We start from the raw sequence: 24,705 nt of genomic DNA on the forward strand, positions 1-24,705 counted from the left end.
TCGGCGTGCATGCGCCGGTACCGCCACTGTGCGACCGGCGCATTCAGCGACGCGTGAAGCTCAGAACCAGTCGAGCACGGAGATCCCGAAGCCGACGTAGGTGGCCTTGTGGTCGTAGTCGAGCATGCTCTCGCCGTAGCCGCTGAACAGCTGCATGTGGCCGTGCAGGTGGCTGCTGATCGGGAAGCCCCAGTCGAATTGCAGCGCGCCGTTCGAACGGTCGCCGCTGCGCAGCGAGTGCCGGGCCATCAGCGCGAAGGTCTGGTCGCCGCGGGTGTGCACCACGGTGACGTCGCCCCGGCCCATGTAGTCCTCCATGCCGGGGTTGTCATCGTCGCTGCCGTCGGAGATGCGGATCCAGGGGCGGAAGGTGACCGCCCAGTCCTCGCGGTCCAGGCCGACGTTGAACATGATGCGGTTCCAGCTGCGCGAGAAGGGGTCGCTGCGGCCGTTGGACTGGTGGTTGATGCCGACCGCTGCCATGCGCCCCTTCCAGCCGCCGATGCTGTAGTTGTTGCGGAACACCAGCAGCACTTCCGGCTCGTAGTTGGTCTCGCGGAAGGGGCGGGAGTTGTCGCTGTTGTAGACCTGCCAGTGCGAGCTCTGGGTATAGCCCATCCAGATGTCGCCGTTGTCGCCGAACAGGTTCTCGACGGCCTTGGTCTTGAAGCTGATCTGGAACTTGGTCTCGATGCTGTCGATGCCATCCATCTGCAGCTCCTGGCCGTCGGCCGAGGAGGTCGGGCTGGTGTTGGGATTGCTGCTCCAGAACGCGGGCAGGAGGTACACCGGCTTGTAGGCGCGCATGTTGAATGTGCCGAGCTTGGAGTCGCGCGCAAGCTCCCAGCGGCTGTCGAGCAGGGAGCCGCGGCCGGCGTTGGCCAGGGCGCGGCGCGGATCGTCGTCGTGGGGAAACAGGTCGCTGCTGGTGTCGCCGTCGCGGCTTCGCCCGGCCTCGCGGACTTCACTGCGTGCCTGCGCGGCCGCTGCATCGGCCTGCTCGGGTCCCGGCAACTTGCGCTCGGCGACCTGGTCGTAGCAGGCCAGGCGTTCGGCGGCGATTTCCATCGCCACGCAGGCCTGGAGGCCGGGCAGCGGCGCGGGGTCCGCGACCTGTGCGGCGACGGTGAACGGGAGCATGCAGAGCAGGGGCAGCAGGGCCGTCGGGCGTCGTTCCATGGCGTCGGGGCTTCGCGATCAGGGTGGGGTGCAGTCTAGCGCGCAGTCTGCCGTCGGCTCAGAAAATCCACGCCAGCACGAACAGCCCGATCATCGTGAATGCAAGCGCCAGCTTGAGCACGGTGCCGAAGACGATGCCGAGCCACGTGCCGACACCCACGCGCGTGGCCTGGGCCACGCCGCGGCCATGCATCAGTTCGCCCGCCAGTGCGCCGACGAACGGGCCCGCGAACAGGCCGATCGGGCCGAAGAAGATGCCGACGAAGGTACCGATCACCGCGCCCGCGACCGCCTTGCCGCTGGCGCCGACGCGGCGCGCCCCCAGCGCGGTGGCCCAGAAGTCGACCGCGAGGGAAAAGACTGTCAGCAGCCCGAGCACCACCAGCATCGGGACGCCGATGTATTCGAAGCCGCCAGCCCAGGCGCCCAGCACCATGCCGGCGAAGACCAGCGGCAGGCCGGGCAGGGCGGGGAGGATGGTGCCGGCGATGCCGACCAGGACCAGCACTGCGGCGATGGCGTAGTAGAGGTGCTGGAGGTCCATCGCGTCAGTCTGCCGCAAAAAGACGGCCCGCAGGGCGGGCCGTAAAAACAAGAGGGAGAGAGTCTGGAGTTCCGCTCAGCGGACGCTGGCGCGGCCGTTGGCAACGTTCACGTACGAACCCTCGCGGATGCCGCCGAGGTCGTTCTGCGTCACCACCGTCATGCGGCCGTTGTCCAGGCGCACGTGGACGTCGTAGACCGACTGTCCCTGCACGCGGTTCTGGATCGCGTTGCCGGCAACCGCGCCACCCACTGCGCCGGCCACGGTCGCGGTGTTGGCGCGGCCATCGCTGTCGGTATTGCGCTGGGTGATCTCGCGCGCGGCTACCGCGCCCACGATGCCGCCGAGGACGGCACCCGTGGCGTTGGGGGTATTGGATGCGCGTGCACGATGGTCGATCCGGGTGACCACGCCGCAGGTGTCGCAGGCCCTGGAGGTATTGCCGTAGCCGCTGTCATAGCCGCCGCCCGAGTATCCGGGGCTGGTGCTTGCGCAGCCCACCAGGGTGGCTGCGGCGATCATCGCGCTGGCGCTGATGAGGCGGATCTTCATTGCGGACTCCTGCACGGCACGGGAAGGGATGCCTTGGTGCCGACGTTAGGTGGCTGGATGTGAACAGCCAATCAATCGCGGCGGCATCGGGGCGTTTGGCCCCGGGTCGTGCAGGAATCGTTCATGCACAGGCAGGCGCCGGCGACGGCGCCGCCTGCCTGTGCCGCCGCCCTCAGCCCCGGAAGTCGGTGTGGCAGGACTTGCAGTCGCCGCCGACGTCCTCGAGCGTGCTCTTCAGGCCGGCACAGTTCAGCGGCGGCGAGGCGAGCGCCTTGTCCAGCGTGGCGCGGAAGCTGCCGGTGTGCGCGGCGAAGCGGGTGTTGTCGCGCAGATCGGGGAAGGCCGGGTCGAGATCATTGCCGAGCGTGCGCATGGCCTGCAGGTGCGGCAGCACGTCGGTGGCGGCGCAGCGGTTGGCGTCGAGCTTCTGGCGCAGCTGTGCGCTGTGCGCCGACATCAGCTGCATCGCCGCGTGCGGATAGTGGTCCTGCCAGCCCTTGCGGGCCTCGAGCGTGCGCATCAGCATCACGACCACCACCACGCCGATCACCAGTCCCAGCAGGAACACGAACAGGTAGCGGCTCGCGGCCGAAGGTGCCTTGCGCGGCGTGGACGGGTTGCTCGGCGTGGCTTGCGGCTTCGGCGTCGACATGTACTGGCTCCAGGTGGGCGTGGCGAAAAGGGGGATTGTATGCGGCGGGGTCGCTAAAATGCCGCCATGGACACGACCTGGACCGAACGCTTCGCCGGCATCGACCGCCTTTACGGACGCGGCGCGATGGAACGCTTCGCCGCCTGCCACGTCGCGGTGGTGGGGCTGGGCGGCGTGGGCTCGTGGGTGGCCGAGGCGCTGGCGCGCAGCGCGGTCGGCACGCTCACCCTGGTCGATGCCGATGATCTCTGCGTGTCCAACACCAACCGCCAGCTGCCGGCGCTCGCGGGCCAGTACGGCCGCGCCAAGGTCGAGGCCATGGCCGAGCGCTGCCGCGCGATCAACCCCGCGATGGTGGTGCACGCGGTGCCCAGCTTCCTGACCCCGTCGAACCTGGACCAGCTGCTGGACCGCGGCTACGACCTGGTGGTCGATGCCTGCGACAGCTTCCGCAGCAAGGTCGAGATGATCGCCTGGTGCCGGCGCCGCAAGCTGCCGCTGGTGGCCGTGGGCTCCGCCGGCGGGCGCGTGGATCCGACGCTGGTGCGCGTGCGCGACCTGTCGAAGACCGAGCACGACGCGATGCTGGCCCTGGTCCGCAAGAAGCTGCGCGCCGAGTTCAACTTCCCCACGGGCCCCAAGCGCTACTTCAGCGTGCCGGCGGTGTATTCGCTCGAGAACGTGCGCTACCCGCAGGCCGACGGCAGCGTCTGCGGACTGCGGCCACGGGTCGGCGGCGAGGACGGCTTCAAGCTCGACTGCGGCGGCGGGCTGGGCGCCGCCACGCACATCACCGGCGCGTTCGCGTTCGCGGCCGCCGGCAAGGCGCTGGAGATGCTGCTGGCGCGCGCACCCGTGCAGGAAACCGCGCCAACGCCCTGATGTGGGAGCGACTCACCAACGCCCTGATGTGGGAGCGGCTATAGCCGCGATCCGGTCCCGCCATTCACCCCGGCAGCCCGAACAAGCGCCGTGCATTCGCCGTCGTCGCCGCGGCCACCTCCGCCGCCGGCACGCCGCGCAGCTGCGCGATCGTCTCGCAGACCACGGTCAACCGCGCCGGTTCGTTGCGCTGGCCGCGGATGCAGGAATCGGGCTGGTCCGGAGCATCGGTTTCCAGCAGCAGGTGCTCCAGTGGCATGGTCGCGGCCAGCGTGCGTAGGCGGTTGGCGCGCTCGTAGGTGACCGGCCCGCCCAGCCCCAGCATGAAGCCCAGTTCCCACAGCTTCTCCGCCTGCTGCCTGCTTCCGGAAAAGCTGTGCACCACGCCGCGCAGGCCACCGATGCGGCGGATCGCGGCGGTCACCTGGTCCACCGCGCGCCGGGCGTGGACGATCAGCGGCAGGTCGGCGTCGCGCGCGATGCGCAGCTGGGCCTCGAAGAAGGTGGCCTGGGCGGCGGGATCCAGGCCTTCGATGTAGAAGTCCAGGCCGCATTCGCCCACCGCCACCGGACGCTCGCGTTCGATCCACTCGCGCAGCAGCGGCAGGTGGGCGTCACGATGGTGTTCGAGGAAGGTCGGGTGCAGGCCATAGGCGGCGTGGAGGCCGGAATCCGCGGCCGCGGCCTCGCGCAGGGCGGGCCATTCGTCGGCGTGCGTGGCGGGCAGTACCTGCATGGCCACGCCCGCGGCGCGGGCCCGGGCCACGATCTCGCCGCGGTCACGATCGAACTCGGCGGCATCCAGATGGCAGTGCGAATCGACCAGCATCGCGCTCAGCCGCGGCGGGCTTCGCCGTCGATTACCCGGCCCTGCGGCGGCGCGCCCTTGCGCTTGCGCCGCGAGATCAGCAGCACGCCCATGCCCATCAGCAGTTCGTCGATGAAGGGCAGGGGGTCGGGCACGAACAGGTTGAGCACGAACAGGGCCGCAGCCACCACGAACAGCTTGGGATAGCTCAGGCGCCCGAGCCAGCGCAGCAGTGGGGCGACAAGGAGGGGATTGGGCACGGTCTTCGGCCTCGGTGGACACGAGGACGGCACGCTAGCACGCAGCGGAGTGGGCACGGGTTCACGCCTCGTGCAGTCCCGCGCCGCTGGCTCCGCAAAGGTTCAGGCGGCGAATGTTGGAATCCCGTTACGCCAGATCCATTTCATGGCCATACCCCCGACAACCGGCGCTTTCGCCCCCGAGGAGCCCGATATGAAGAACAACACGCTTGCCATCGCCCTTGCCTCGCTGCTGGTCGGCGGCGTCGCCGTCGCCGCGTTCCAGGGCAACCGCGACGATGCGCCGCGAGCCGACATCGCGCCGGCCGCGGGCCTGGTCGATTCCAACGGGAATGGCGCCCTGGGCTTCGGCGACGACGCTGCGATCCCGGCCGATGGCCGCCTCGAATACGCCCGCGTGCTCGCCATCGAGCCGGTGACCGAGCGCGAGGCCCAGTACGCCACCGTGATCGGCTCCGAGGCCATCCGTGAAACCACCACCAGCAACAGCCCGCGCGAGGTCTGCAACGACGTCGTGGTGCAGGAGCGTCTGCCGGAGCGCGACGGCAACGTCGGCGGCACCGTGGCCGGCGCGGTCATCGGCGGCCTGGTCGGCAACCAGGTCGGCGGCGGCAACGGCCGCAAGCTGGCCACGGTCGCCGGCGCGGTGGGCGGCGGATTCGCCGGCCGCGAGGTCGATCGCCGCCACGTTGGTGGCCAGGTGGTCGAGCGCATCGACCGCCAGTGCCACACGGTGCAGGACAGCTCGCAGTCCTCGCGCGTGGTCGCCTACACGGTGACCTACCGCAACCCGGACGGCACCACCGGCACCATGCGCACCGACAGCAAGCCCGGCAACCGCATCGCCCTGGGCGATACCGACGTGACCGTCGGCTACGACGTCACCTACAGCTATGACGGCGTCGAGCGCAGCATCCGCATGGACGAGCGCCCCGGCGACCGCCTGCCGGTGATCGATGGCCAGGTCGTGACCCAGGTCGCTGCCCTGGACAACGGCCCCGACCGCGGCTGATCCGCCCGCAGCTGGTAATGCAACGATGGCCGCACCCCCACCCGGGTCGCGGCCATCCTGTTTCTGGCCCATTGCCCTTTGCGGGAGCGGCTATAGCCGCGAATGATCCTGCCGCGGCCCGGTCGCGGCTATAGCCGCTCCCACAACAGCGCGCGGCCCCCAGGCTGCCCGGCCGCCGCTACAATGCGGGGTTTCCCGCCCACCGGTAGCGCTTGCATGGCCCTGAATCCGTACGACCTTTACGACGTCCGCTCCCTGCTCAGCGAAGAGGAGCGCGCGGTGCAGGACACCGTCGCCCGCTTCACCGACGAGCGCGTGCTGCCGATCATCGGCGAATGCTTCGACGAAGGCCGTTTCCCGAAGGAACTCATCCCCGAGATCGCAGGCCTCGGCCTGCTGGGCGCCACGCTTCCGGCCGAATACGGCGGCTCCGAGCTCAACTACGTCAGCTACGGCCTGATCTGCCAGGAGCTGGAGCGCGGCGATTCCGGCATCCGCAGCTTTGCCAGCGTGCAGTCCTCGCTGTGCATGTACCCGATCTTCGCCTACGGCACCGAAGAGCAGAAGAAGCGCTGGCTGCCCGACATGGCCGCCGGCAAGGTCATCGGCTGCTTCGGCCTGACCGAGGCGCACGGCGGCTCCGATCCCGCCAACATGAAAACCCACGCCAAGCGCGACGGCGACGACTGGATTATCAACGGCTCCAAGATGTGGATCACCAACGGCAACGTAGCCGACATCGCGATTGTCTGGGCGCAGACCGATGATGGCATCCAGGGCTTCGTGGTCGAGAAGGACTTTGCCGGCTTCAAGGCGCAGGAGGTCAAGCACAAGATGAGTCTGCGCGCATCGGTGACCAGCGCGCTGTTCTTCGACGGCGTGCGCGTGCCCGAAGCCAACCGGCTGCCGAACGTGAAGGGCCTGAAGGGCCCGTTGGGCTGCCTGACCCAGGCCCGCTACGGCATCACCTGGGGCCCGATCGGTGCGGCCATCGCCTGCCTGGACGAAGCGCTCAACTACAGCAAGGAACGCATCCTGTTCGGCCGCCCGGTGGCGGCAACGCAGAGTGCGCAGCTCAAGATGGCCGACTGGGCCCGCCGCATCACCAGCGCGCAGCTTCTGAGCCTGCAGCTCGGCCGCCTGAAGGACGCCGGCAAGATGCAGCCCACGCAGGTGAGCGTGGCCAAGTGGAACAACTGCCGCATGGCCATCGACATCGCCCGCGAGGCACGCGACCTGCTTGGCGGCGCCGGCATCACCACCGAGCACTGCCCGATCCGCCACGCGCTCAACCTGGAATCGGTGATCACCTATGAAGGCACCGAGACCGTGCACCAGTTGGTGCTCGGCCGCGAGTTGACGGGCATCAACGCCTTCGGCGGCTGAATCGCCATCCGGGGCGCCGTACCCTCGGCGCCACATCGGTCCAAGCGCCACAGGTAGATCCGCCATGTCCCAGGCCGATATCCGACTCGAAACCCAACGCCTCGTCCTGCGCGTGCCGCGGTTCGAAGACTTCGACCGCTTCGCCGAGCTGATCGGCGACGAGCAGGCCGCGCGCCACATTGGCGGCCATGCCCCGCGCGCCGCGGCCTGGCGCAGGTTCCTGCAGCAGCCCGGTGCGTGGATGCTGCAGGGCTTCGGCATGTTCTCGATCATCGACAGGGACAGCGGCGTCTGGCTTGGCCAGGCCGGGCCGTGGAAGCCCGAGGGCTGGCCGGGCAACGAGATCGGCTATTCCATCCATCCTGATGCCTGGGGCAGGGGCTACGCCACCGAAGCCGCGACCGCCGCGATCGACTGGGCGCTGGCGAACCTCGGCTGGAACGACTTCATCCACTGCATCGCGTCGGAGAACCTTGCGTCGCAGCAGGTGGCCAAGCGCCTCGGGTCGACCCTGAAGGGGCCCGGGCGGCTGCCTGCGCCCCACGAGGACGCAGCGGTCGAGGTCTGGGGCCAGACTCGCGACGAGTGGCAGGCACGCCCGCGGGGGCAGCAGGCATCGTGCTGAAGCATCGCGGGACCCTTGCGGCCTGCCTGTTCGCCCTGGCCATCGCGCTGTTCGTCGCGCCGGTGCAGGGCGCCACGCAGCACAGCATCGCGCCGGACCCGGACTGGATCGAGCTGCAGCCGGTTCGCGGTGACGCCGGCACCGCACCGGTCGCCGACGATATCCGCTACCTGCTGGTCGACGACCAGGTCAACCTGCTGGGCGCGGAGCCGGTCTGGCACAGGCGCCTGGTCGAGCGCGTCATCAGCGAGCGCGGGCTTGCGGACGCGGCGCGCCTGTCGATCGACTTCCAGCCGCTGTACCAGCGCGTGGAGATCCACGCGATCGAACTGCTGCGCGATGGCGAGCGCATCGACCGCCGGCAGCGCGCCGACATCCAGGTGCTACGCCGCGAATCGGACATGGAGTCCGGGATCCTCGACGGCCGCCTGACGGTCCAGGTCACGGTGCCGGACGTGCGCGTGGACGACCGGATCGATTACCGCTTCAGCGTCACCGGCGCCAACCCGATCTTCGGCAGCGAGTACCACGACACCTATGCGGCGGGCTACGGCGTCGCGCTGGCCGAGCGCCGCGTGCGCTTCCTGCACCGGCCGGATGTCACCCTGAACCACCGCGTCGACAGGCCCGGATACAGCGTCGCGCAGGGCGGTGGCGACGGCTACCGCAGCCTGGAATTCCGGGCCTCCGACCTGCCGCGCATCGTCGAGGACGACGATACGCCGCAGTGGCACGACGGCTTCGGGCGCCTGCGCGTGTCCACCCTGGAGGACTGGTCCGCGGTCGCCGCCTGGGCGAAGCCGCTGTATCCCGCGCGGCTGCGGGACCGCGCGCTGGCGCAGGAGCTGGCCGCGAAGCTGCAGCTGGATGCGGCCGATCCGATGGGCTCGATGGAGCGCGCGATCGCCTTCGTGCAGGGCGAGGTCCGCTACACCGCGATCGACATGGGCAGCCATTCCCACGCGCCCAGCCCGCCCGAGACCACGCTCGAGCGCCGCTTCGGCGACTGCAAGGACAAGTCCTCGCTGCTGGTGTCGCTGCTGGCCGAAGCCGGGATCAAGGCCGAGCCGGTGCTGGTCAACACCCTTGCACGCAGCGCCGTCGCGAAGCGGCTGCCGAGCCCGCTGGCCTTCGACCACGTGGTGGTGCGCGCGCGCACCGACGATGGCGACGTCTGGATCGACGCCACGCGCAGCCGCGAACGCGCGCCGCTCGGCGAGCGCGAGCCGCTGCCGTTCCGCTACGGCCTGCCGGTGTACAGCAGCGGCGGGCTGGTGGAAATTCCGGCGCCGGTGCCCGCGCTTCCCGACGTCGAAGTCACCCAGCGCATTCGCCTGGACGCTTCGGGTGGCGATGCGCGGGCCCTGTTCGGCGTCGTGACCGACTACCGCCGCGGCGAGGCCGAGGACCGGCGCGTCCAGTACGAGGACAGCGCGCGCGGCGATATCGGTGAACGCTATCTGTCCTACATGCGCTCGTTCTACGACGGCATCGCCGCCGCCGGCCGGCCCGATGCCGCCGAGCCGCCGGCGCCGGGCGTGATGCGCACGGTCGAGGGCTACCGCCTCGACTGGAACATGGAGCGGGAAGGGCAGGCCTTCGGCATCGTCCTGTTCCAGCTTGGCGACTGGTTGCCGACGCTGCCACAGCGCGCCAGGACAGCGCCGCGCCTGCTCGCGGGGCCGCAGTACGCAACGCACACGATCCGCGTCGACTATGCGCGCGGCTGGTCCATCACGCCCGGGGTGGATCTGGTCGAGAACCCCTGGTTCTCGTTCGAGCGACGGGTCGGAGTGGAAGGCGAAGACCTGGTCGTCTCCGGCAGCTGGCGCCGCCACGCCGACGAAGTCCCGGCCGCGGACTACGCACGCTTCCGCAGTGACATGGAGAGCGCCAGGGACCTGCTGGCATACCGGGTCGACCTGGACGCAACGCCGGCCATTTTTTCGGCCCGTGCCGCGGACTGGGCCTGGCCGGCGGCGGCAACCGTCGTCCTGGCCGCGCTGCTTGGCCTGGCCTGGAGGCGCAGGCGCAGGGACCGGCTGTCGGGAATGCTGTTCGCGCCAAGGCCGACGATGGCGACGCTGCTGGAACGCCCCCGTGCCTGGTGGCCGGCGCTGGCGCTGATCGCGTTGACCGCGGTGCTGGGCGCGGCGCCCGATTTCGTCGGCGAGTCCCGCGGCGGCAACCTGGTCCTGGCGATCGCCAGCCTCGTGGCGTCGCTGGTCTGGTTCCCGCTCTACACCCTGTTGCTGATGGGCTGCCTGCGCCTGCTTTCGGTGCGCGCAGGCTTCGGCAACCTGCTGTTGGCCGCCGCCTGGGCCTGCGTGCCCTACCTGCTGTTCCTGCTCCTTGCCGGCATGGCGCTCGGCGGCCGGATCCAGGCCTTTGCCGACGGCCATGAAATGCAGCCGTCCGACGTCCCCGGCGTCCTGCTCGCAGTGCTGCTGGTGTTCACCGGCGTGTGCTGGAGCATGGTGACCAGCATCAATGCAAGCGCGGTGGCGGCATCCACCGGGCGCGCCAAGACGCTTGGCGCGTTCGTGCTGTCCTTCCTGTTCCTGGTCGGCCTGGTGCTGGTCGTGGGACTGGTGGCCGCCGTCGTCTATTTTTCCGGGGGCGGGGGGCTGTGATCCCGTCCCCCCATCGATCCCAGCCTTCCTGCAAGCCCCGTCCGGAGCATCGCAAGCCATGACCAGTTCCAGCGTTCCGTCCCCGATCCCCGCCCGCATGCGCGGCCTCAACCGCGCCGAGATCTGCGACGTCAATTTCAGCGAATTCGTGCGCGGCTGGGAGGGTGGCAACGGCCGTGCGCCCGGCGCCGACGACGCCATCCTGCCCGGCAGCGCGCTCGACGCCACCGGTTTCATGGAGCTGTTCGAATCGCAGCTGGTCAGCCGCCACCTGGACCTGATGGCGCGCGTGCTGCGGGTACAGAACAAGGTCTTCTACACCATCGGATCGAGCGGCCACGAAGGCAACGCGATGGTGGCGCGCGCGACGCGCCACACCGATCCCGCCTTCCTGCACTACCGCTCCGGCGCCTTCATGGCCGAGCGTTTCCGCAAGCTGCCGGGCATGGATCCGGTGATGGATTCGGCGCTGTCGTTCGCGGCGTCAAAGGACGATCCGGCCTCGGGCGGTCGCCACAAGGTGTGGGGCAGCAAGCCGCTGTGGGTGCTGCCGCAGACGTCCACCATCGCATCGCACCTGCCAAAGGCCCTGGGCACCGCGGTCGCGATCGAGCAGGGCAGGCGCATCGGCCATCCGCTGCCGGTGCCGGGCGACAGCATCGCCATCTGCTCGTTCGGCGACGCATCCAGCAACCACGCCACCGCGCAGACCGCGTTCAACGCCGCCGCCTGGACCGCCTACCAGAAGCTGCCGGCACCGGTGCTGTTCGTGTGCGAGGACAACGGCATCGGCATCTCGGTGAAGACGCCCGACGGCTGGATCGCGCGCAACTTCGCGCAGCGCCCGGACCTGGACTATTTCACCGCCGACGGCCTGGACCTGGCCACCGGCTACGGCGACGTGCAGCGCGCCGTCGACCATTGCCGCCGCACCCGTCGCCCCACCTTCCTGCACCTGCGCACCACCCGGATCATGGGTCACGCCGGCACCGACTTCGAGATCGAATGGCGCTCGATCGAAGAGCTGTGCGCGGTCGAAGCCACCGATCCGCTGCTGCGTTCGGCCGCGATCGCGCTCGAGTCCGGACTGATGTCGAAGGACGACGTCATCGACCTGTACGAGGCCACGCGCGCGAAGTGCTTCGCCGCCGCCGAGGACGCCGACAGCCGCCCGCGCCTGGACAATCTCGAAGACGTGATGGCGCCGCTGGCTCCCTACACGCCCGACGCAGTGGCCGCCGAGGCCGGGCGCACCGATTACGACGAGCGCCGCCTTGAAGTGTTCGGCAGCGAAGCGAAGCTGCCCGAGAACCAGCCGCCGAAGCACCTCGCGATCCAGATCAACCAGGCCCTGCACGACCTGTTCGCCAAGTACCCCGAAGCCCTGCTGTTCGGCGAGGACGTGGCCCAGAAGGGCGGCGTCTACACCGTCACCAAGGGCCTGCAGAAGTCCTTCGGCGCGCGCCGTGTGTTCAACACCCTGCTGGACGAAACCGTGATCCTCGGCCTCGCCCAGGGCTACGCCAACATGGGCCTGCTGCCGATGCCGGAGATCCAGTACCTGGCCTATTTCCACAACGCCTGCGACCAGATCCGCGGCGAGGCGGCGTCACTGCAGTTCTTCTCGAACGGCCAGTACCGCAACCCGATGGTGATGCGCATCGCCTCGCTCGGCTACCAGCGCGGCTTCGGCGGGCATTTCCACAACGACAACTCGATCACCGCGCTGCGCGACATCCCGGGCCTGGTGGTCGGCTGCCCCAGCCGCGGCGACGACGCGGCCACCATGCTGCGCACGATGATGGCGCTGGCCAAGGTCGACGGTCGCGTCTGCGCTTTCCTCGAGCCGATCGCGCTGTACATGACCAAGGACCTGCACGAGCCTGGCGACGGCGGCTGGCTGACGGAGTTCCCGGCTCCCGGCGAGTCGATGGAGCTTGGCGAAGGCCGCGTCTACGACGAGGACCACGAGGATCTGGTGATCTTCAGCTACGGCAACGGCGTGCCGATGAGCCTGCGCGCCGCACGCGCGATCGAGGCGAAGCACGGCTGGAAGGTGCGCGTGGTCGACCTGCGCTGGCTGGTCCCGCTCAACGAGGACTTCATCCGCGACCAGGCCGCGAGCGCGACCCGCATGCTGATCGTCGACGAAGGCCGCCGCAGCGCCGGCGTGGGCGAGGGCATCGTGACCGCGATCGTGGAGGGCGGCTTCGCCGCGCGCCCCTTCCTGCGCGTGACCGGCGCCGACACCTTCACCCCGCTGGCCGGCGCCGCCTTCCTGGTGATCCCGTCCGAAGAAGAAATCGTCGCCGCCGCCGACCGCCTCGCCGCCACCTGACCCCGCAACCACCCGACCTCGCGGCCACCCGACCCGCAACCACCTGTAGGAGCAGCTATAGCTGCGACCGGCTACATGTTGCGACGTCTCGCCGAAGGCGCGCGGTACGGCAGGTCGGTGGGTACTCCGTGGGCTGTCCCGCTGCGCGGGCCTTTATGCCCACTCCGCACCCCCCAACCCGCCTTGCAGCGCCTTCCCGCGGCCCGCCGGAAAATCAAAGGCGCGACGCCGGCGGAGTACCCGCCCATCCTCCGCCCCCGCCAAGCCTTAAGGCGCGACGACCCGTACCTCAACCCGACGGTTTGGCGCAAGACAGTCAATCAATGCCTGCCCCTTCACATCATCACAGTCGGCCACGGGCTCCACACTGCCACGCCCCACCGCCGTAACCAGCTCACCCGGCACACCCGCGGCAATCAGATGATCCCGCACCGCCGCCGCGCGCTTGCGCGACAGCTCCACGTTGGCCGTGTCCCTGCCGATGCGATCGCTGTGGCCGATCACATGCACCGCCTCGATGCCGGACGTGGCAAATACCCGCGCCGCCAGATCATCGAGCTCCGCGCGCCCCGCATCGCTCAGGTTCTCCACGCTGGCCTTGCCGAACGCGAACAGCGCATCGCCGGACAGCGTGTGGTTGAACGAGGCCGGCGGCGGTGGCGGCTCCGGCGTTGCTGGTGCGGGCTCCGGCGCAGTCGCGCAGGCTGCGATCAGGCAGGTGGCCGCGAGCGCGGCCAAGGTCGGCTTCCACTGGCGATACATGTGATTCCCCTGGTTCGTTGCGGGCGGCGCGATGGCCCCATGCCAAGCGTCCGCTCCGGATCCCCCTGCGCCCGAGCATAACGCCGGAACGTGTCCGTGCCGCAACCGGAGCCGCTGTTCGGGAACTCCGGAGGGGCGGCGGCAGGGCCGCCGGCCCTCAGCGCGCCAGGCCGTCCAGCAGCGACAGCGGCGCCAGGGCGGCGCCATCAACATGCAGCGGCGGCGCGTCTTCCGCCCGCTCAAGCGGCAGTACCGCCAGCGCCAGCGCGGCGTGGCCGGGCGCTTCGCCGCCGGCCGCGGCGGCCGCGACCACGGTCCCGAGCGCGCGATCGCCCTCCATCACCGAGGCACCGGCAGCCGGCACGATCGCGCAGCCGAACAAGGCCAGCCCGCGCTTTGCCTGGCCGAGGAAGTGCGTGCGGGCCACGATTTCCTGGCCCGGGTAGCAGCCCTTGTGCACGCTGTAGGCGCGCAGGCGCTCCAGCGACAGCTGCTGCGGGGTGAAGGCTTCGAGCGTCGCCGTGCCGGGGCGCGGCAGGCCGTGCGCGATATCGAATGCGCGCCAGCGGGCGAGGGCGTCGGCATCAACGCGGGGACCATCGGCAGCGGCATCGCCTGCCTCCGCTCCGGTCTCGCCAAGGCTGCCGGCAGACGCGATGCGCAGGGTTCGCGGCGTCGTGCCGTCGCCGAAATCGAGTTCCACGCCGCCATCGGTATCGATCATTGCAATTGCGCCGGACGCAGCGGTCGCGCCAACCACGTTGCTCGGCGCATCAAACACCCCGCAGACCGACAGCCCCCCGGGAATTCCCAGCTTCACCTTGCTGCGGAACACGAAGCGCCCCAGCGCTGCGGACAACGCGTCGGCGTCACCATCGGGCAGCAGCAGCCACAGCGTCTCCGGCCCCACGCGCAGCAGCGCGAACAGGGCCTGCACCCGGCCCTTCGGCGTCAGCCAGCCACTCCATTGCCACTGGCCGTCGGCCAGCTTCGAAAGATCGCCCATGAACTGCGCCTGCGCGAAGGCGATCGCATCGCGGCCTTCAAGCGCGAGCAGGGCATGGTCGGAAAGGGCGAAAAACGGTGCCTGCGCGGCGGCTGGCTTGTCCAAACTGTGCTCCGGGACGTAGACTTCGACTCGTGCAAGATCCCGCAATCATAGGCGATACGCCCCCGGAGACGCCCCCGGCGAGCTCCCCGGGCGATGCTCCGGCATCGCCGCCGGCGCCCGAGTTCGGTGGGCGCGACGGCCCCGATCCAACGCGCTACGGCGACTGGGAGAAGAACGGACGCTGCATCGATTTCTGATGCGGGGCCGCCGGACGCGGCCACAGCAAGACCTTCGTAAGCCAACGCGGCGCTGCCGCCGCCCAGCAAGAGACGCCTGCCGCGATGACCCATTCCAACCGCCCCCTGTCGCCGCACCTCCAGGTGTACCGCTGGCAGATCACCATGCTCATGTCGATCCTGCACCGAGCCACCGGCATCGCGCTGGTGGTCGGCGCGTTCGGACTCGCGTGGTGGCTGCTTGCCGTCGCCGCCGGCGGCGAGGCCTATGCCTCCGCTGCCGCCTGCCTGGCCTCGCCGCTGGGCAAGGTCGCGCTGTTCGGGTTCTCGGCAGCCCTGGTCTACCACCTGCTCAACGGCATCCGCCACATGCTGTGGGATGCCGGTTGGGGCATGTCGATTCCCGAGGTCTACCGCTCCGGCTACACCGTGTTCGGGCTCACCGTGGTGCTGACCGCGCTGATCTGGTTCGTTGCGCTGGGAGCATCGGCATGAGCGACGTCAAGGTGACCCCCGACTACCGCACGCCGCTGTCGCGCGCGCGCCGCCTGGGTTCGGCCAAGTCCGGCACCGGCCACTTCTGGTGGCAGCGCGTCACCGCCGTGGTGCTGGCGCTGCTGGTGCCGTGGCTGGTCGGCACCCTGGTGTCGATGGTTGGCGCCGACCTCGGCCGCGTCTACGAGGTCTTCTCGCGCCCCTACAACGCCATCCTCATGGCGCTGTTTGTGATGGCGCTGTTCTGGCACGCGAAGCTCGGCATCCAGGTGGTGATCGAAGACTACGTGCACAACCGCGCCGTCGAGCTCACGCTGCTTGTGCTCAACATCCTCCTCTGCGTGCTCGGCGCGCTGGGATCGCTGTACGCGATCGCCCGCATCGCGCTGCTGGCCTGACAAGACGCCCGAAATGACCAACGCCTACAAGATCACTGAACACAACTACGACATGATCGTGGTCGGAGCCGGCGGCGCCGGCCTCCGCGCCACCTTCGGCCTGGCCCAGAAGGGCCTGCGCACCGCCTGCATCACCAAGGTGTTCCCGACCCGTTCGCACACGGTCGCGGCGCAGGGCGGCATCTCGGCCGCGCTCGGCAACATGGGCGAGGACGACTGGCGCTTCCACTTCTACGACACCATCAAGGGCTCCGACTGGCTGGGCGACCAGGACGCCATCCAGTACATGTGCCGCGAGGCCATCCCCGCGATCATCGAGCTCGAGCACCAGGGCGTGCCGTTCTCGCGCACCGAAGAGGGCAAGATCTACCAGCGTCCCTTCGGCGGCATGACCACGCACTACGGCAAGGGCACTGCACAGCGTACCTGCGCCGCCGCCGACCGCACCGGCCACGCCATGCTGCACACGCTGTACCAGCAGTCGCTGGCGCACAAGGCCGAGTTCTTCATCGAATACTTCGCGCTCGACCTGATCATGGACGAGGAGGGCGCCTGCCGCGGCGTGCTCGCCATCGACATGGCCGAGGGCACGCTGCACCTGTTCCGCGCCCAGGGCACGGTGCTGGCCACCGGCGGCTACGGCCGCGCCTACTTCTCCGCGACCTCCGCGCATACCTGCACCGGCGACGGTGGCGGCATGGCGCTGCGCGCGGGCCTGGGCCTGCAGGACATGGAGTTCGTGCAGTTCCATCCCACCGGCATCTACGGCGCCGGCTGCCTGATCACCGAGGGCGTGCGCGGCGAAGGCGGCATCCTGCGCAACTCCAACGGCGAGCGCTTCATGGAGCGCTACGCGCCCAACGCCAAGGACCTCGCCAGCCGTGACGTCGTCAGCCGCTCGATGACCATCGAGATCCGCGAAGGCCGCGGCGTCGGCGAGCACAAGGACCACATCCACCTCGACCTGACCCACCTCGATCCCAAGGACATCCACGAGAAGCTCCCGGGCATCTCGGAGTCCGCGCGGATCTTCGCCGGCGTCGACGTCGAGAAGCAGCCGATTCCGGTCATCCCCACCGTCCACTACAACATGGGCGGCGTGCCGACCAACTACCACGGCGAAGTGGTGCAGCTGAAGGACGGCAACCCGGACTCCGTGGTCCCGGGCCTGTACGCCATCGGCGAGGCCGCCTGCGTCTCGGTGCATGGTGCCAACCGCCTGGGCTCGAACTCGCTGCTGGACCTGGTGGTGTTCGGCCGCGCGGTGGCCAACCGCTGCGCCGAGACCATCAAGCCGGGCCAGCCGCACAAGACGCTCGCCCGCGACGCCTGCGACAAGGCGCTGTCCAACCTCGACACGCTGCGCAACGCCAACGGCGGCACGCCGACGGCGGTGATCCGCGACAACATGCAGCGCACCATGCAGGCCGACGCCGCGGTGTTCCGCACCGGCGAGACCCTGGCCGAGGGCGTGCACAAGATCCGCGAGATCCACGCGTCGTTCGCCGACGTCAAGGTCAGCGACCGCTCGCTGGTCTGGAACTCCGACCTGATCGAGACCATGGAGCTGCAGAACCTGCTGGGGCTGTCGCTGGCGACCATCGTCGCGGCCGAGAACCGCAAGGAATCGCGCGGCGCCCACGCCCGCGAGGACTTCCCGGACCGCAACGACGCCGAATGGCAGAAGCACTCGCTGACCTGGGTGGACGAGGCGGGCAACACCCGCATCGACTACCGCCCGGTGCACATGTACACGCTCGACGATGAGGTCGAAGTCGTCCCGCCCGTTGCGCGCGTCTACTAGGATCGATAAGCAGATGGCCGAATTCTCACTCCCCAGGAACTCCAAGGTCCACAAGGGCAGGCACTTCGCCGCGCCGGCGGGCTCGACCCGCGTGCGCGAGTTCAAGGTCTACCGCTGGAGCCCGGACGACAACGAGAACCCGCGCACCGACACCTACGAGATCGATCTCGACAAGTGCGGCCCGATGGTTCTCGACGCGCTGATCAAGATCAAGAACGAGGTCGATCCCACGCTGACCTTCCGCAGGTCCTGCCGCGAGGGCATCTGCGGTTCGTGCGCGATGAACATCGACGGCACCAACACGCTGGCCTGCACCAAGGCCATCGACGACTGCGGAAAGGGCGAGGTGCCGATCTACCCGCTGCCGCACATGGAAGTGGTCAAGGACCTGGTCCCGGACCTGACCCATTTCTACGCGCAGTACGCCTCCATCCAGCCCTGGATCCGCACCCAGAGCGCGCCGCCGCCGGACCGCGAGCGGCTGCAGTCGAAGGAAGACCGCGCCAAGCTCGACGGCCTGTACGAGTGCATCCTCTGCGCCTGCTGCAGCACCGCGTGCCCAAGCTACTGGTGGAACGGCGAGCGCTATCTCGGCCCGGCGGTCCTGCTGCAGGCCTACCGCTGGATCGTCGACTCGCGCGACGAGGACACCGGTGCGCGCCTGGACGATCTCGAGGATCCGTTCAAGCTCTACCGCTGCCACACCATCATGAACTGCACGCGGACCTGCCCGAAGGGGCTCAACCCCGCCAAGGCCATCAGCGAGATCAAGCAGCTGATGCTGGCCCGCCAGGTCTGATCCATACCGCGCCGGCACCTGCCGGCGCGTTCGTATCCGGGGAAGCGCGATGACAAGCAACTTGATCCTGTGGCCCGCCGTGGTCCTGATCGCGCTGACCTTCGTGGTGGCGGTGGTGATGTGCCGCCGGCGCGTGTCGGTGATGAAGCGCGAGCGCGTGCATCCGCAGTCGGTGGCGCTGTCGGCGCAGATCGCGCAGCGGCTTACCGATACCCGCGCGTCGGACAACTACCGCAACCTGTTCGAACTGCCGGTGCTGTTTTATTTCGCTGTCGCCGTGGCGATGGCCGCCGGTGTGCGCGATCCATGGGTGCTCGGGCTGGCCTGGGGCTTTGTCGCCCTGCGCATCGTGCACAGCATGATCCACTGCGGCTACAACAAGGTCATGCACCGCTTCCAGGTCTTTATCGCGGGCTTCTTCGTGCTGGCGCTGCTCTGGATCCGCCTGGCCTGGTACCTGTTCCTGGCATGAGCACACCCGTCGACAAGCCCATGCCCGACGACGAGGCCGAGTTCCGCCGCCTGCGCTGGCGCTGCCGGCGCGGTATGCGCGAGCTCGACCAGTTGCTTGAGCGCTGGCTGGAGCGCGAATGGCGGCAATCCCCGACGGCCGAGCGCGAAGTCTTCCTGCGGCTGCTGGACAGCGAGGACGATAGGCTGTGGAAATGGTTCCTCGGCCAGCAACGCCCCGATGACGACGCCCTCGACGCCCTGGTCCACCGGATCCGCGCCCTGCCGCATTGACTGGCGGCCGTCGCGCTGGCCTTCGGCGATCCTGATCCTGCTGGGCGTGCTTGCGCCCGTCGCGGTGCTGGCCAGCGAGATGCCGCGCGCAGTGGCCTGGCTGCTGGCCGCGGCCGCGGCGGTGCAGAGCCTGCATTCCGCCGCGCGCGAGTGGCGGCGGGTCCCGCGCAGCCTGTTGTTCACCGCCGATGGCCGCATGCAGGTCGATGACGTCGATGTGGCCGACATCGAGCTGCAGTGGCGCGGGCCGCTCGCTTTTCTCTCCTGGCGCGATGCCGAAGGCCGCCGCCGGCGCCTGGCCTGGTGGCCCGACACCCTGCCGCCGCGCTGGCGCCGTGAACTCCGGCTGGCCGTCGACAGGCTGCCCACTGCGCGCGCGGGGCCATCGGTGGCACCATAGCGGCCTTCGAGCTGGCGAGACCCGATGTTCAAACCATTACCTGTCGCCATCGGCATGCGCTATCTGCGCGCCAAGCGCCGCAACGGCTTCATCTCCTTCATTTCGCTGGCCTCCATCCTCGGCATCGCGATCGGCGTGACCGCGCTGATCACCACGCTTGCGGTGATGAGCGGGTTCCAGCGCGAGATCCGCGACCGCATGCTGCAGATGACGCAGCACGCGACCGTCAGCGCGCACGGCGAGCCGATGCAGGACTGGCAGCGCGCGGTCGATGCCGCGGTGGCCGATCCGCGCGTTGCCGGCGCCGCGCCCTACATCTCCACCGAAGGCCTGCTTTCGGGCAAGCGCCGCGAGCCGGCCATGATCCGCGGCATCACCCCGGCCGACGAGGCCAAGGTCTCGGTGCTGGGCGAGCGCATGGTCGAAGGCAGCCTCGATACATTGACGCCGCGCAGCTACAACATCGTGCTCGGCCGCGAGCTGGCGGCGTGGCTGGGCGTGCGCCTCGGCGACAGCGTGGTGGTCACCACCGACTTCCAGGCCACGCCCATGGGCGCGGTGCCGCAGCTCAAGCGCTTCACCGTCAGCGGCGTGTTCGAAGCCGGCTACCAGGAGTTCGACAAGGGCCTGGCGGTGGTCAACATCGAAGACCTGCAGCGCCTGCTGCGCATGGGCGACGGCGTGACCGGCGTGCGCCTGCACATGCACGACATGGACCAGGCCTATGCCGTGGCGCGCGACCTGGCGTTGAAGCTTGAAGGCCCGTACATGGTCAGCGACTGGACCATGGAGAACGCGCACCTGTTCCGCGCGCTGAAGCTCGAGAAGACCATGATCGCGATCCTGCTGTCGCTGATCATCGCCATGGGCGCCTTCAACCTGGTGTCGTCGCAGGTGATGCTGGTCACCGACAAGCAGTCCGACATCGCCATCCTGCGCACCCTGGGGCTCACGCCGGCCGGGGTGATGCAGGTGTTCATGGTGCAGGGCTCGCTGATCGGCGTGTTCGGCACCGTGCTGGGCGTGGTCGGCGGCGTGGCACTGACGCTCAACCTCGAGCGCATCCTGCGCCTGATCGAGGCCGTGACCGGCGCCGAGCTGATGCCGGCCGACGTCTACTACATCACCGGGCTACCGACCGAGCTGAGCGCGCAGGACATCGTGATCGTGGCCCTGGTCGCGCTGGCCATGGCCTTGCTGGCCACCATCTACCCGGCGCGGCGCGCGGCGCGCACCGACCCGGCGGAGGCGCTGCGCTATGAGTGACCGGAAAGCGAAAGACGCCCGGATGCGCGCGGTTGCCGGATCGGGTGCCGGTGATCCCGTCGGTGCCGGTGCAGGTGCCGGTGCGGTCGACATGGCGGAGCGCCAGGCGGGCGAAGTGGTCGGTGCCGGGGCCTTGGGCAAGACCTATGCCGAAGGCCGGATGCACACGCCGGTCTTCGACGGACTCGACCTGTCGGTGTCGGCCGGCGAGACCGTGGCGATCCTCGGCGCATCCGGTGCCGGCAAAAGCACGCTGCTGCACCTCCTCGGCGGCCTCGACACGCCCACCGCCGGCGAGGTCTACGTCGCCGGCCAGCGCATGAGCGCGCTGTCGGACGCCGAGCGTGGCCGCCTGCGCAACCGCGCGCTCGGCTTCGTCTACCAGTTCCACCATCTGCTGCCCGAGTTCACCGCGCTCGAAAACGTGATCCTGCCGGTGCTGCTGTCGGGTGCCGGCGTAGCGGACGCGTCTGCGCGCGCCCGCGTGCTGCTGGAGTCCGTCGGCCTCGGCCATCGCCTTGAGCACAAGCCCGGCGAACTCTCCGGCGGCGAACGCCAGCGCGCCGCCGTCGCCCGCGCCCTGGTCAACCGCCCCGCCTGCGTGCTCGGCGACGAACCCACCGGCAACCTCGACGAAAAGACCGCCGCCACCGTGTTCGAACTGATGCTCGAGCTCAACCGCGCCGAACGCACCAGCCTGGTCCTGGTCACCCACGACCGCCGCCTCGCCCGCCGCCTCGACCGCGTCCTCGAACTCCACGAAGGCAAACTCCGCGAGATCCCCCCCGCCTCCGCCTGAAACCCCCTTTTTTTGGGGGAACGGCTACTCGGCGTGGGCGGCCACATTGCGGGAGACGGCAATTTGTGGGAGCGGCTATAGCCGCTCCCACGAAAGCCCGACACGCATGTCGGGGAAGCTACCGCTGGCACCCCGACGCGGAAGCGTCAGCCTAGGCCCATGCCCAGGCCACGCTCCCAAACCCTTCGTCGCGGACGCTGGTCCGAAGCCGGCAGCATCTACCTCCTCACCTTCGTCACGGATCAACGTCGTTCGTGGTTCAGCGATTGGGATCCTGCGTCGCGCATCTCAGGTGCCCTTGCCGATCGTGCTGCCTGGGCTGGCTCCAGGCTTTTGTGCTGGGTGCTGATGCCCGATCACTGGCACGGCGATTCCGACCATGCCAATCGCGGCCATGGCCGCTCCCACAAAAGCCCAGCGATCGCAGCTATAACTGCTTCTGCTTCTGCTTCTGCTTCTGCATCTGCATCTGCATCTGCATCTGCATCTGCGGTTGATCCTGTTGCTCCTGTGTCTGTAGTTGCTCCTGCATTCGGGGTGGGGGTGGCGGGGGCGTTGGTTTTGGGGGCGTTTGCCTGCCTGCGGCTTCCGGCTTTGCCGGCGGCGGCCCTGCTTGCGGCGTTGCTGCTCGTGGGGCTTGCCGGCTGGTGGCGCTTGCGCAGCCGCTGGCGCTGGGCCGGGGCGATGCTAGTCGGGTTCGCGCTCTGCGGCCTGCATGCCGCGACGTCGCTCGGCGCGCAGCTCCCCGCGGAGCATGAACGGGCCGACTTCACCGTCAGCGGGCGGGTCATCGGCCTGCCGGAGAACGAGCTGCGGCGCACGCGCTTCCAGCTTCGGGTCGACGACGACCCTGCGCTGCCCGAATTCCTGCGTGGGGCGAAGCTGCGCCTGTCCTGGTACGAGAACGACTGGTCGGACGAGCTCACGCGTCGCCACGAGCTGCAGCCCGGCGCGACCTGGCGTCTGCAACTGCGCCTGCGCGCGCCGCGCGGGCTGCGCAATCCCGGCGGCTTCGACAGCGAGCGCCACGCCATGGCCGCGCGCATCGCCGCCACCGGCTATGTGCGCGAACAGGCGACGGCGGAGCAGCTCGCCCCGCCGCGCGGCATCGACGCCTGGCGCGACCGCATCGCGACCCGCATCGACGAAGCCGTAACCGGCGCATCCTCGCGTTACGTGCGCGCGCTGGCGCTGGGCGATACGCGCGCCCTGTCCGACACCGACTGGGAGCTGCTGCGCGCCACTGGTCTGACCCACCTGATCGCCATTTCCGGCTTCCACGTCGGGCTGGTCGCGGGCTTCTTCGCCCTGTTGGGAGCGGGGTTGTGGCGGCTTTTTCCGGCACTGTGCACGGTCATCCCGAGACCCCAGGCCGCGGCCGCTGCGGCCTTCCTCGGCGCACTTGGCTACGCCGCCGTCGCCGGCTTCGCCCTGCCCACGGTGCGAACGGTGCTGATGATCGCGGTGGTGGTCGCCGCGCGGCTGTCACGACGGCGGCTGCGTATTTCGGAGTCGCTGGCGTTGGCCGCGATCGCCATCGTCCTGGTCGATCCGCTGGCGCTGCTCTCGCCCGGGTTCTGGCTCAGCTTCGGCGGCGTCGCCTGGCTGCTGTGGTGCCTGCCGCAGGCCGGCGGCCGCCCGCTGCGCGACTTCCTTTCCGCGCAGTGGGTGGCCACGCTCGGGCTGCTGCCGATGACCGCCATCCTTTTCGGCCAGGCCTCGCTGGCCGGGCCTTTCGCCAACCTGGTGGCGATTCCGTGGTGGAGCCTGGTGGTGGTGCCGCTGTCGCTGGTCGGCACTGCGCTGGAAGGCCTGCACGCAGGCTGGGGGAGTGACGCCTGGCGACTGTCGGCCCGGGCTTTCGACCTGTCCTGGCCGCTGTTCGAGCGCCTCGGCAACAGCCCGCTGGCGCTGTGGTGGCTGCCGGAAGCACGCTGGTTTGCGCTGCCGATGGCGATGCTCGCCGCGTTCTGGATCCTGCTGCCGCGCGGCGTGCCCGGCAAGCCGCTTGCCCTGCTGCTGTGGCTGCCGCTGCTGTGGCCCGACCGCCAGCTGCCGCGGCATGGCGAGGTCGAGCTGGTGGTGCTGGACGTGGGGCAGGGCATGTCGCTGCTGGTGCGCACCGCCGGCCACACCATGCTCTATGACATGGGCCCCGCCATCCGCGATGGCTACGACGCCGGCGAGCGCGCCGTGGTGCCGGCGCTGCACGCTCTGGGCGTACGCCGGGTCGAGGCGATGGTGGTGAGCCACGGCGATGCCGACCATGCCGGCGGCCTGGACGCGGTGCGCCGGCGCTTCCCCGCGAAGCGCCTGCTGGCACCAGAAGGGATCGCCTTCGAGGGCGCGTCGGACTGCCTGGCCGGAAGCGGCTGGAAGCGCGACGGCGTGACCTTCCGCTTCCTGCACCCGCCGCTGCATTTCCCCTACCTGCGCAACGAATCCAGCTGCGTGCTGCGGATCGAAACCGCCCACGGCGCGATCCTGCTGACGGGCGACATCGGCGAAGCGGTGGAGGAGCGCCTGGTTGGACGCGTGCCGCAGGATCTTCCGGTGGACGTGGTCCTGGTGCCGCACCATGGGTCCAGGCATTCGTCGACGGTGGAATTCGTGGCCGCGACCTCGCCCCGGCTGGCGCTGGTATCGGCCGGGCACGGGAACCGGTTTGGCCATCCCGACGCGAACGTGGTCGAACGCTGGCAGGCTGCCGGCGCGCGCGTGCTCGAGACCCCCGCTGCCGGCGCGCTCCGCGTTCGCCTTGGGGAGGCCGGGCCGGAGATCGAAGCAGAACGTGATCGCCGTCGCCGTTTCTGGGACGCCGAAGCCGCCTCCCGCCTGCGGGAGCAGCTATAGCCGCTCCTGCAGAAGCGGTTGTAGGAGCAGCTATAGCTGCGATCGGTGTGCGTGGACGGTGCAGAGTCGCCCGGCGGTGCGGCATCGCAGCTATAGCTGCTCCCACAAAGGCCGGCTGCTCCCACACAGCCGGGCTGCTCCCACACAGGCGGGCTGCTCCCACACAGGCGGGCTGCTCCTACGGGGCGGGATTGTGGCGTTATCCTATGGGCCCTGTTTCCCGGGCC

25 protein-coding genes are annotated in these 24,705 nt (G+C 69.5%); 17 read left to right on the forward strand and 8 right to left on the reverse strand.

Annotation, left to right across the window (positions count from 1 at the left end):
* Nucleotides 1–60: 60 nt before the first annotated feature.
* The 4 genes from ACW7G5_RS04420 to ACW7G5_RS04435 form a co-directional block, all read right to left on the reverse strand.
* Nucleotides 61–1,179, reverse strand: a complete 1,119-nt coding sequence (locus ACW7G5_RS04420) for a phospholipase A (RefSeq protein WP_457002142.1) — start codon at nt 1,177–1,179, stop codon at nt 61–63.
* Between the two features lie 58 nt (nt 1,180–1,237).
* Complete coding sequence (locus ACW7G5_RS04425; RefSeq protein WP_457002144.1) at nt 1,238–1,723, reverse strand: DUF456 domain-containing protein; 486 nt, start codon at nt 1,721–1,723, stop codon at nt 1,238–1,240.
* Nucleotides 1,724–1,798: 75 nt separating this feature from the next.
* Nucleotides 1,799–2,275 carry a glycine zipper 2TM domain-containing protein gene (locus ACW7G5_RS04430; RefSeq protein WP_457002146.1) on the reverse strand — a complete coding sequence of 159 codons (477 nt, stop codon included), beginning with the start codon at nt 2,273–2,275 and terminating at the stop codon, nt 1,799–1,801.
* A 172-nt stretch (nt 2,276–2,447) separates the two neighbouring features.
* Nucleotides 2,448–2,927, reverse strand: coding sequence for a hypothetical protein (locus ACW7G5_RS04435; protein ID WP_457002148.1), 480 nt, complete (start codon nt 2,925–2,927; stop codon nt 2,448–2,450).
* A gap of 66 nt (nt 2,928–2,993) precedes the next feature.
* On the opposite strand from ACW7G5_RS04435, the gene ACW7G5_RS04440 reads away from it, so the two are divergent.
* Nucleotides 2,994–3,809 (forward strand): tRNA threonylcarbamoyladenosine dehydratase, encoded by an 816-nt coding sequence (locus tag ACW7G5_RS04440; RefSeq protein ID WP_457002149.1) that lies wholly within the window; start codon nt 2,994–2,996, stop codon nt 3,807–3,809.
* A 64-nt stretch (nt 3,810–3,873) separates the two neighbouring features.
* Here the strand turns inward: ACW7G5_RS04440 and ACW7G5_RS04445 are convergent, their stop codons facing one another.
* Nucleotides 3,874–4,638 (reverse strand): TatD family hydrolase, encoded by a 765-nt coding sequence (locus ACW7G5_RS04445; protein ID WP_457002150.1) that lies wholly within the window; start codon nt 4,636–4,638, stop codon nt 3,874–3,876.
* Nucleotides 4,639–4,643: 5 nt separating this feature from the next.
* The gene (locus ACW7G5_RS04450; protein ID WP_457002151.1) at nt 4,644–4,877 is read right to left on the reverse strand and encodes a DUF6116 family protein; all 234 of its coding nucleotides are present in this window, start codon (nt 4,875–4,877) and stop codon (nt 4,644–4,646) included.
* A gap of 193 nt (nt 4,878–5,070) precedes the next feature.
* Between ACW7G5_RS04450 and ACW7G5_RS04455 the strand changes: the two genes are divergently transcribed.
* From ACW7G5_RS04455 to ACW7G5_RS04475, 5 genes are all read left to right on the forward strand, one after another.
* Nucleotides 5,071–5,889 carry a glycine zipper 2TM domain-containing protein gene (locus tag ACW7G5_RS04455; RefSeq protein WP_457002152.1) on the forward strand — a complete coding sequence of 273 codons (819 nt, stop codon included), beginning with the start codon at nt 5,071–5,073 and terminating at the stop codon, nt 5,887–5,889.
* A 216-nt stretch (nt 5,890–6,105) separates the two neighbouring features.
* A complete protein-coding gene (locus ACW7G5_RS04460) occupies nt 6,106–7,275 on the forward strand; it encodes an acyl-CoA dehydrogenase family protein (RefSeq protein WP_457002153.1) in 1,170 nt (389 codons plus the stop codon).
* 64 nt (nt 7,276–7,339) lie between these two features.
* The gene (locus ACW7G5_RS04465) at nt 7,340–7,900 is read left to right on the forward strand and encodes a GNAT family N-acetyltransferase (RefSeq protein ID WP_457002155.1); all 561 of its coding nucleotides are present in this window, start codon (nt 7,340–7,342) and stop codon (nt 7,898–7,900) included.
* The gene (locus tag ACW7G5_RS04470) at nt 7,894–10,533 is read left to right on the forward strand and encodes a DUF3857 domain-containing protein (RefSeq protein ID WP_457002157.1); all 2,640 of its coding nucleotides are present in this window, start codon (nt 7,894–7,896) and stop codon (nt 10,531–10,533) included. Before ACW7G5_RS04465 ends, ACW7G5_RS04470 begins: the two co-directional genes overlap by 7 nt.
* Before the next feature lie 58 nt (nt 10,534–10,591).
* On the forward strand, nt 10,592–12,871 hold the full coding sequence (locus ACW7G5_RS04475) for a thiamine pyrophosphate-dependent enzyme (protein WP_457002159.1): 2,280 nt from the start codon (nt 10,592–10,594) through the stop codon (nt 12,869–12,871).
* A 267-nt stretch (nt 12,872–13,138) separates the two neighbouring features.
* Here the strand turns inward: ACW7G5_RS04475 and ACW7G5_RS04480 are convergent, their stop codons facing one another.
* Both ACW7G5_RS04480 and ygfZ read right to left on the reverse strand, forming a co-directional pair.
* Nucleotides 13,139–13,633: an OmpA family protein gene (locus ACW7G5_RS04480; protein ID WP_457002161.1), complete on the reverse strand. Its 495-nt coding sequence runs from the start codon at nt 13,631–13,633 to the stop codon at nt 13,139–13,141.
* Between the two features lie 157 nt (nt 13,634–13,790).
* Nucleotides 13,791–14,744, reverse strand: coding sequence for a CAF17-like 4Fe-4S cluster assembly/insertion protein YgfZ (gene ygfZ / locus ACW7G5_RS04485; RefSeq protein ID WP_457002163.1), 954 nt, complete (start codon nt 14,742–14,744; stop codon nt 13,791–13,793).
* A 29-nt stretch (nt 14,745–14,773) separates the two neighbouring features.
* On the opposite strand from ygfZ, the gene ACW7G5_RS04490 reads away from it, so the two are divergent.
* The 11 genes from ACW7G5_RS04490 (at nt 14,774) to ACW7G5_RS04540 (ending at nt 24,478) form a co-directional block, all read left to right on the forward strand.
* Complete coding sequence (locus ACW7G5_RS04490) at nt 14,774–14,941, forward strand: DUF1674 domain-containing protein (protein WP_457002165.1); 168 nt, start codon at nt 14,774–14,776, stop codon at nt 14,939–14,941.
* Between the two features lie 84 nt (nt 14,942–15,025).
* Nucleotides 15,026–15,415, forward strand: coding sequence for a succinate dehydrogenase, cytochrome b556 subunit (gene sdhC, locus ACW7G5_RS04495; RefSeq protein WP_457002166.1), 390 nt, complete (start codon nt 15,026–15,028; stop codon nt 15,413–15,415).
* Complete coding sequence (gene sdhD / locus ACW7G5_RS04500) at nt 15,412–15,813, forward strand: succinate dehydrogenase, hydrophobic membrane anchor protein (RefSeq protein ID WP_457002168.1); 402 nt, start codon at nt 15,412–15,414, stop codon at nt 15,811–15,813. The genes sdhC and sdhD overlap by 4 nt, the downstream gene beginning before the upstream one ends.
* A gap of 13 nt (nt 15,814–15,826) precedes the next feature.
* Nucleotides 15,827–17,617, forward strand: a complete 1,791-nt coding sequence (sdhA, locus tag ACW7G5_RS04505) for a succinate dehydrogenase flavoprotein subunit (RefSeq protein ID WP_457002170.1) — start codon at nt 15,827–15,829, stop codon at nt 17,615–17,617.
* 13 nt (nt 17,618–17,630) lie between these two features.
* Complete coding sequence (locus tag ACW7G5_RS04510; RefSeq protein ID WP_457002172.1) at nt 17,631–18,416, forward strand: succinate dehydrogenase iron-sulfur subunit; 786 nt, start codon at nt 17,631–17,633, stop codon at nt 18,414–18,416.
* A 49-nt stretch (nt 18,417–18,465) separates the two neighbouring features.
* On the forward strand, nt 18,466–18,888 hold the full coding sequence (locus ACW7G5_RS04515; RefSeq protein WP_457002174.1) for an MAPEG family protein: 423 nt from the start codon (nt 18,466–18,468) through the stop codon (nt 18,886–18,888).
* Complete coding sequence (locus tag ACW7G5_RS04520; protein WP_457002175.1) at nt 18,885–19,160, forward strand: FAD assembly factor SdhE; 276 nt, start codon at nt 18,885–18,887, stop codon at nt 19,158–19,160. The genes ACW7G5_RS04515 and ACW7G5_RS04520 overlap by 4 nt, the downstream gene beginning before the upstream one ends.
* Nucleotides 19,108–19,560 (forward strand): hypothetical protein, encoded by a 453-nt coding sequence (locus ACW7G5_RS04525; protein ID WP_457002177.1) that lies wholly within the window; start codon nt 19,108–19,110, stop codon nt 19,558–19,560. Before ACW7G5_RS04520 ends, ACW7G5_RS04525 begins: the two co-directional genes overlap by 53 nt.
* A gap of 24 nt (nt 19,561–19,584) precedes the next feature.
* Nucleotides 19,585–20,826: a lipoprotein-releasing ABC transporter permease subunit gene (locus ACW7G5_RS04530; protein WP_457002179.1), complete on the forward strand. Its 1,242-nt coding sequence runs from the start codon at nt 19,585–19,587 to the stop codon at nt 20,824–20,826.
* A gap of 91 nt (nt 20,827–20,917) precedes the next feature.
* On the forward strand, nt 20,918–21,625 hold the full coding sequence (lolD, locus tag ACW7G5_RS04535; protein ID WP_457002873.1) for a lipoprotein-releasing ABC transporter ATP-binding protein LolD: 708 nt from the start codon (nt 20,918–20,920) through the stop codon (nt 21,623–21,625).
* Nucleotides 21,626–22,135: 510 nt separating this feature from the next.
* Nucleotides 22,136–24,478 carry a DNA internalization-related competence protein ComEC/Rec2 gene (locus ACW7G5_RS04540; RefSeq protein ID WP_457002181.1) on the forward strand — a complete coding sequence of 781 codons (2,343 nt, stop codon included), beginning with the start codon at nt 22,136–22,138 and terminating at the stop codon, nt 24,476–24,478.
* Nucleotides 24,479–24,705 lie beyond the last annotated feature (227 nt).

The sequence above is a fragment of the Luteimonas sp. A501 genome (assembly GCF_054052085.1).

Excerpts from the sequence above, each read along its gene's own strand:
- ACW7G5_RS04420 (WP_457002142.1), bottom strand. The coding sequence starts at position 1,179 with ATGGAACGACGCCCGACGGCCCTGCTGCCCCTGCTCTGCATGCTCCCG.
- ACW7G5_RS04425 (WP_457002144.1), bottom strand. The coding sequence starts at position 1,723 with ATGGACCTCCAGCACCTCTACTACGCCATCGCCGCAGTGCTGGTCCTG.
- ACW7G5_RS04430 (WP_457002146.1), bottom strand. The coding sequence starts at position 2,275 with ATGAAGATCCGCCTCATCAGCGCCAGCGCGATGATCGCCGCAGCCACC.
- ACW7G5_RS04435 (WP_457002148.1), bottom strand. The coding sequence starts at position 2,927 with ATGTCGACGCCGAAGCCGCAAGCCACGCCGAGCAACCCGTCCACGCCG.
- ACW7G5_RS04440 (WP_457002149.1), top strand. The coding sequence starts at position 2,994 with ATGGACACGACCTGGACCGAACGCTTCGCCGGCATCGACCGCCTTTAC.
- ACW7G5_RS04445 (WP_457002150.1), bottom strand. The coding sequence starts at position 4,638 with ATGCTGGTCGATTCGCACTGCCATCTGGATGCCGCCGAGTTCGATCGT.
- ACW7G5_RS04455 (WP_457002152.1), top strand. The coding sequence starts at position 5,071 with ATGAAGAACAACACGCTTGCCATCGCCCTTGCCTCGCTGCTGGTCGGC.
- ACW7G5_RS04460 (WP_457002153.1), top strand. The coding sequence starts at position 6,106 with ATGGCCCTGAATCCGTACGACCTTTACGACGTCCGCTCCCTGCTCAGC.
- ACW7G5_RS04465 (WP_457002155.1), top strand. The coding sequence starts at position 7,340 with ATGTCCCAGGCCGATATCCGACTCGAAACCCAACGCCTCGTCCTGCGC.
- ACW7G5_RS04475 (WP_457002159.1), top strand. The coding sequence starts at position 10,592 with ATGACCAGTTCCAGCGTTCCGTCCCCGATCCCCGCCCGCATGCGCGGC.
- ACW7G5_RS04480 (WP_457002161.1), bottom strand. The coding sequence starts at position 13,633 with ATGTATCGCCAGTGGAAGCCGACCTTGGCCGCGCTCGCGGCCACCTGC.
- sdhC (WP_457002166.1), top strand. The coding sequence starts at position 15,026 with ATGACCCATTCCAACCGCCCCCTGTCGCCGCACCTCCAGGTGTACCGC.
- sdhD (WP_457002168.1), top strand. The coding sequence starts at position 15,412 with ATGAGCGACGTCAAGGTGACCCCCGACTACCGCACGCCGCTGTCGCGC.
- sdhA (WP_457002170.1), top strand. The coding sequence starts at position 15,827 with ATGACCAACGCCTACAAGATCACTGAACACAACTACGACATGATCGTG.
- ACW7G5_RS04510 (WP_457002172.1), top strand. The coding sequence starts at position 17,631 with ATGGCCGAATTCTCACTCCCCAGGAACTCCAAGGTCCACAAGGGCAGG.
- ACW7G5_RS04515 (WP_457002174.1), top strand. The coding sequence starts at position 18,466 with ATGACAAGCAACTTGATCCTGTGGCCCGCCGTGGTCCTGATCGCGCTG.
- ACW7G5_RS04520 (WP_457002175.1), top strand. The coding sequence starts at position 18,885 with ATGAGCACACCCGTCGACAAGCCCATGCCCGACGACGAGGCCGAGTTC.
- ACW7G5_RS04525 (WP_457002177.1), top strand. The coding sequence starts at position 19,108 with ATGACGACGCCCTCGACGCCCTGGTCCACCGGATCCGCGCCCTGCCGC.
- ACW7G5_RS04530 (WP_457002179.1), top strand. The coding sequence starts at position 19,585 with ATGTTCAAACCATTACCTGTCGCCATCGGCATGCGCTATCTGCGCGCC.
- lolD (WP_457002873.1), top strand. The coding sequence starts at position 20,918 with ATGGCGGAGCGCCAGGCGGGCGAAGTGGTCGGTGCCGGGGCCTTGGGC.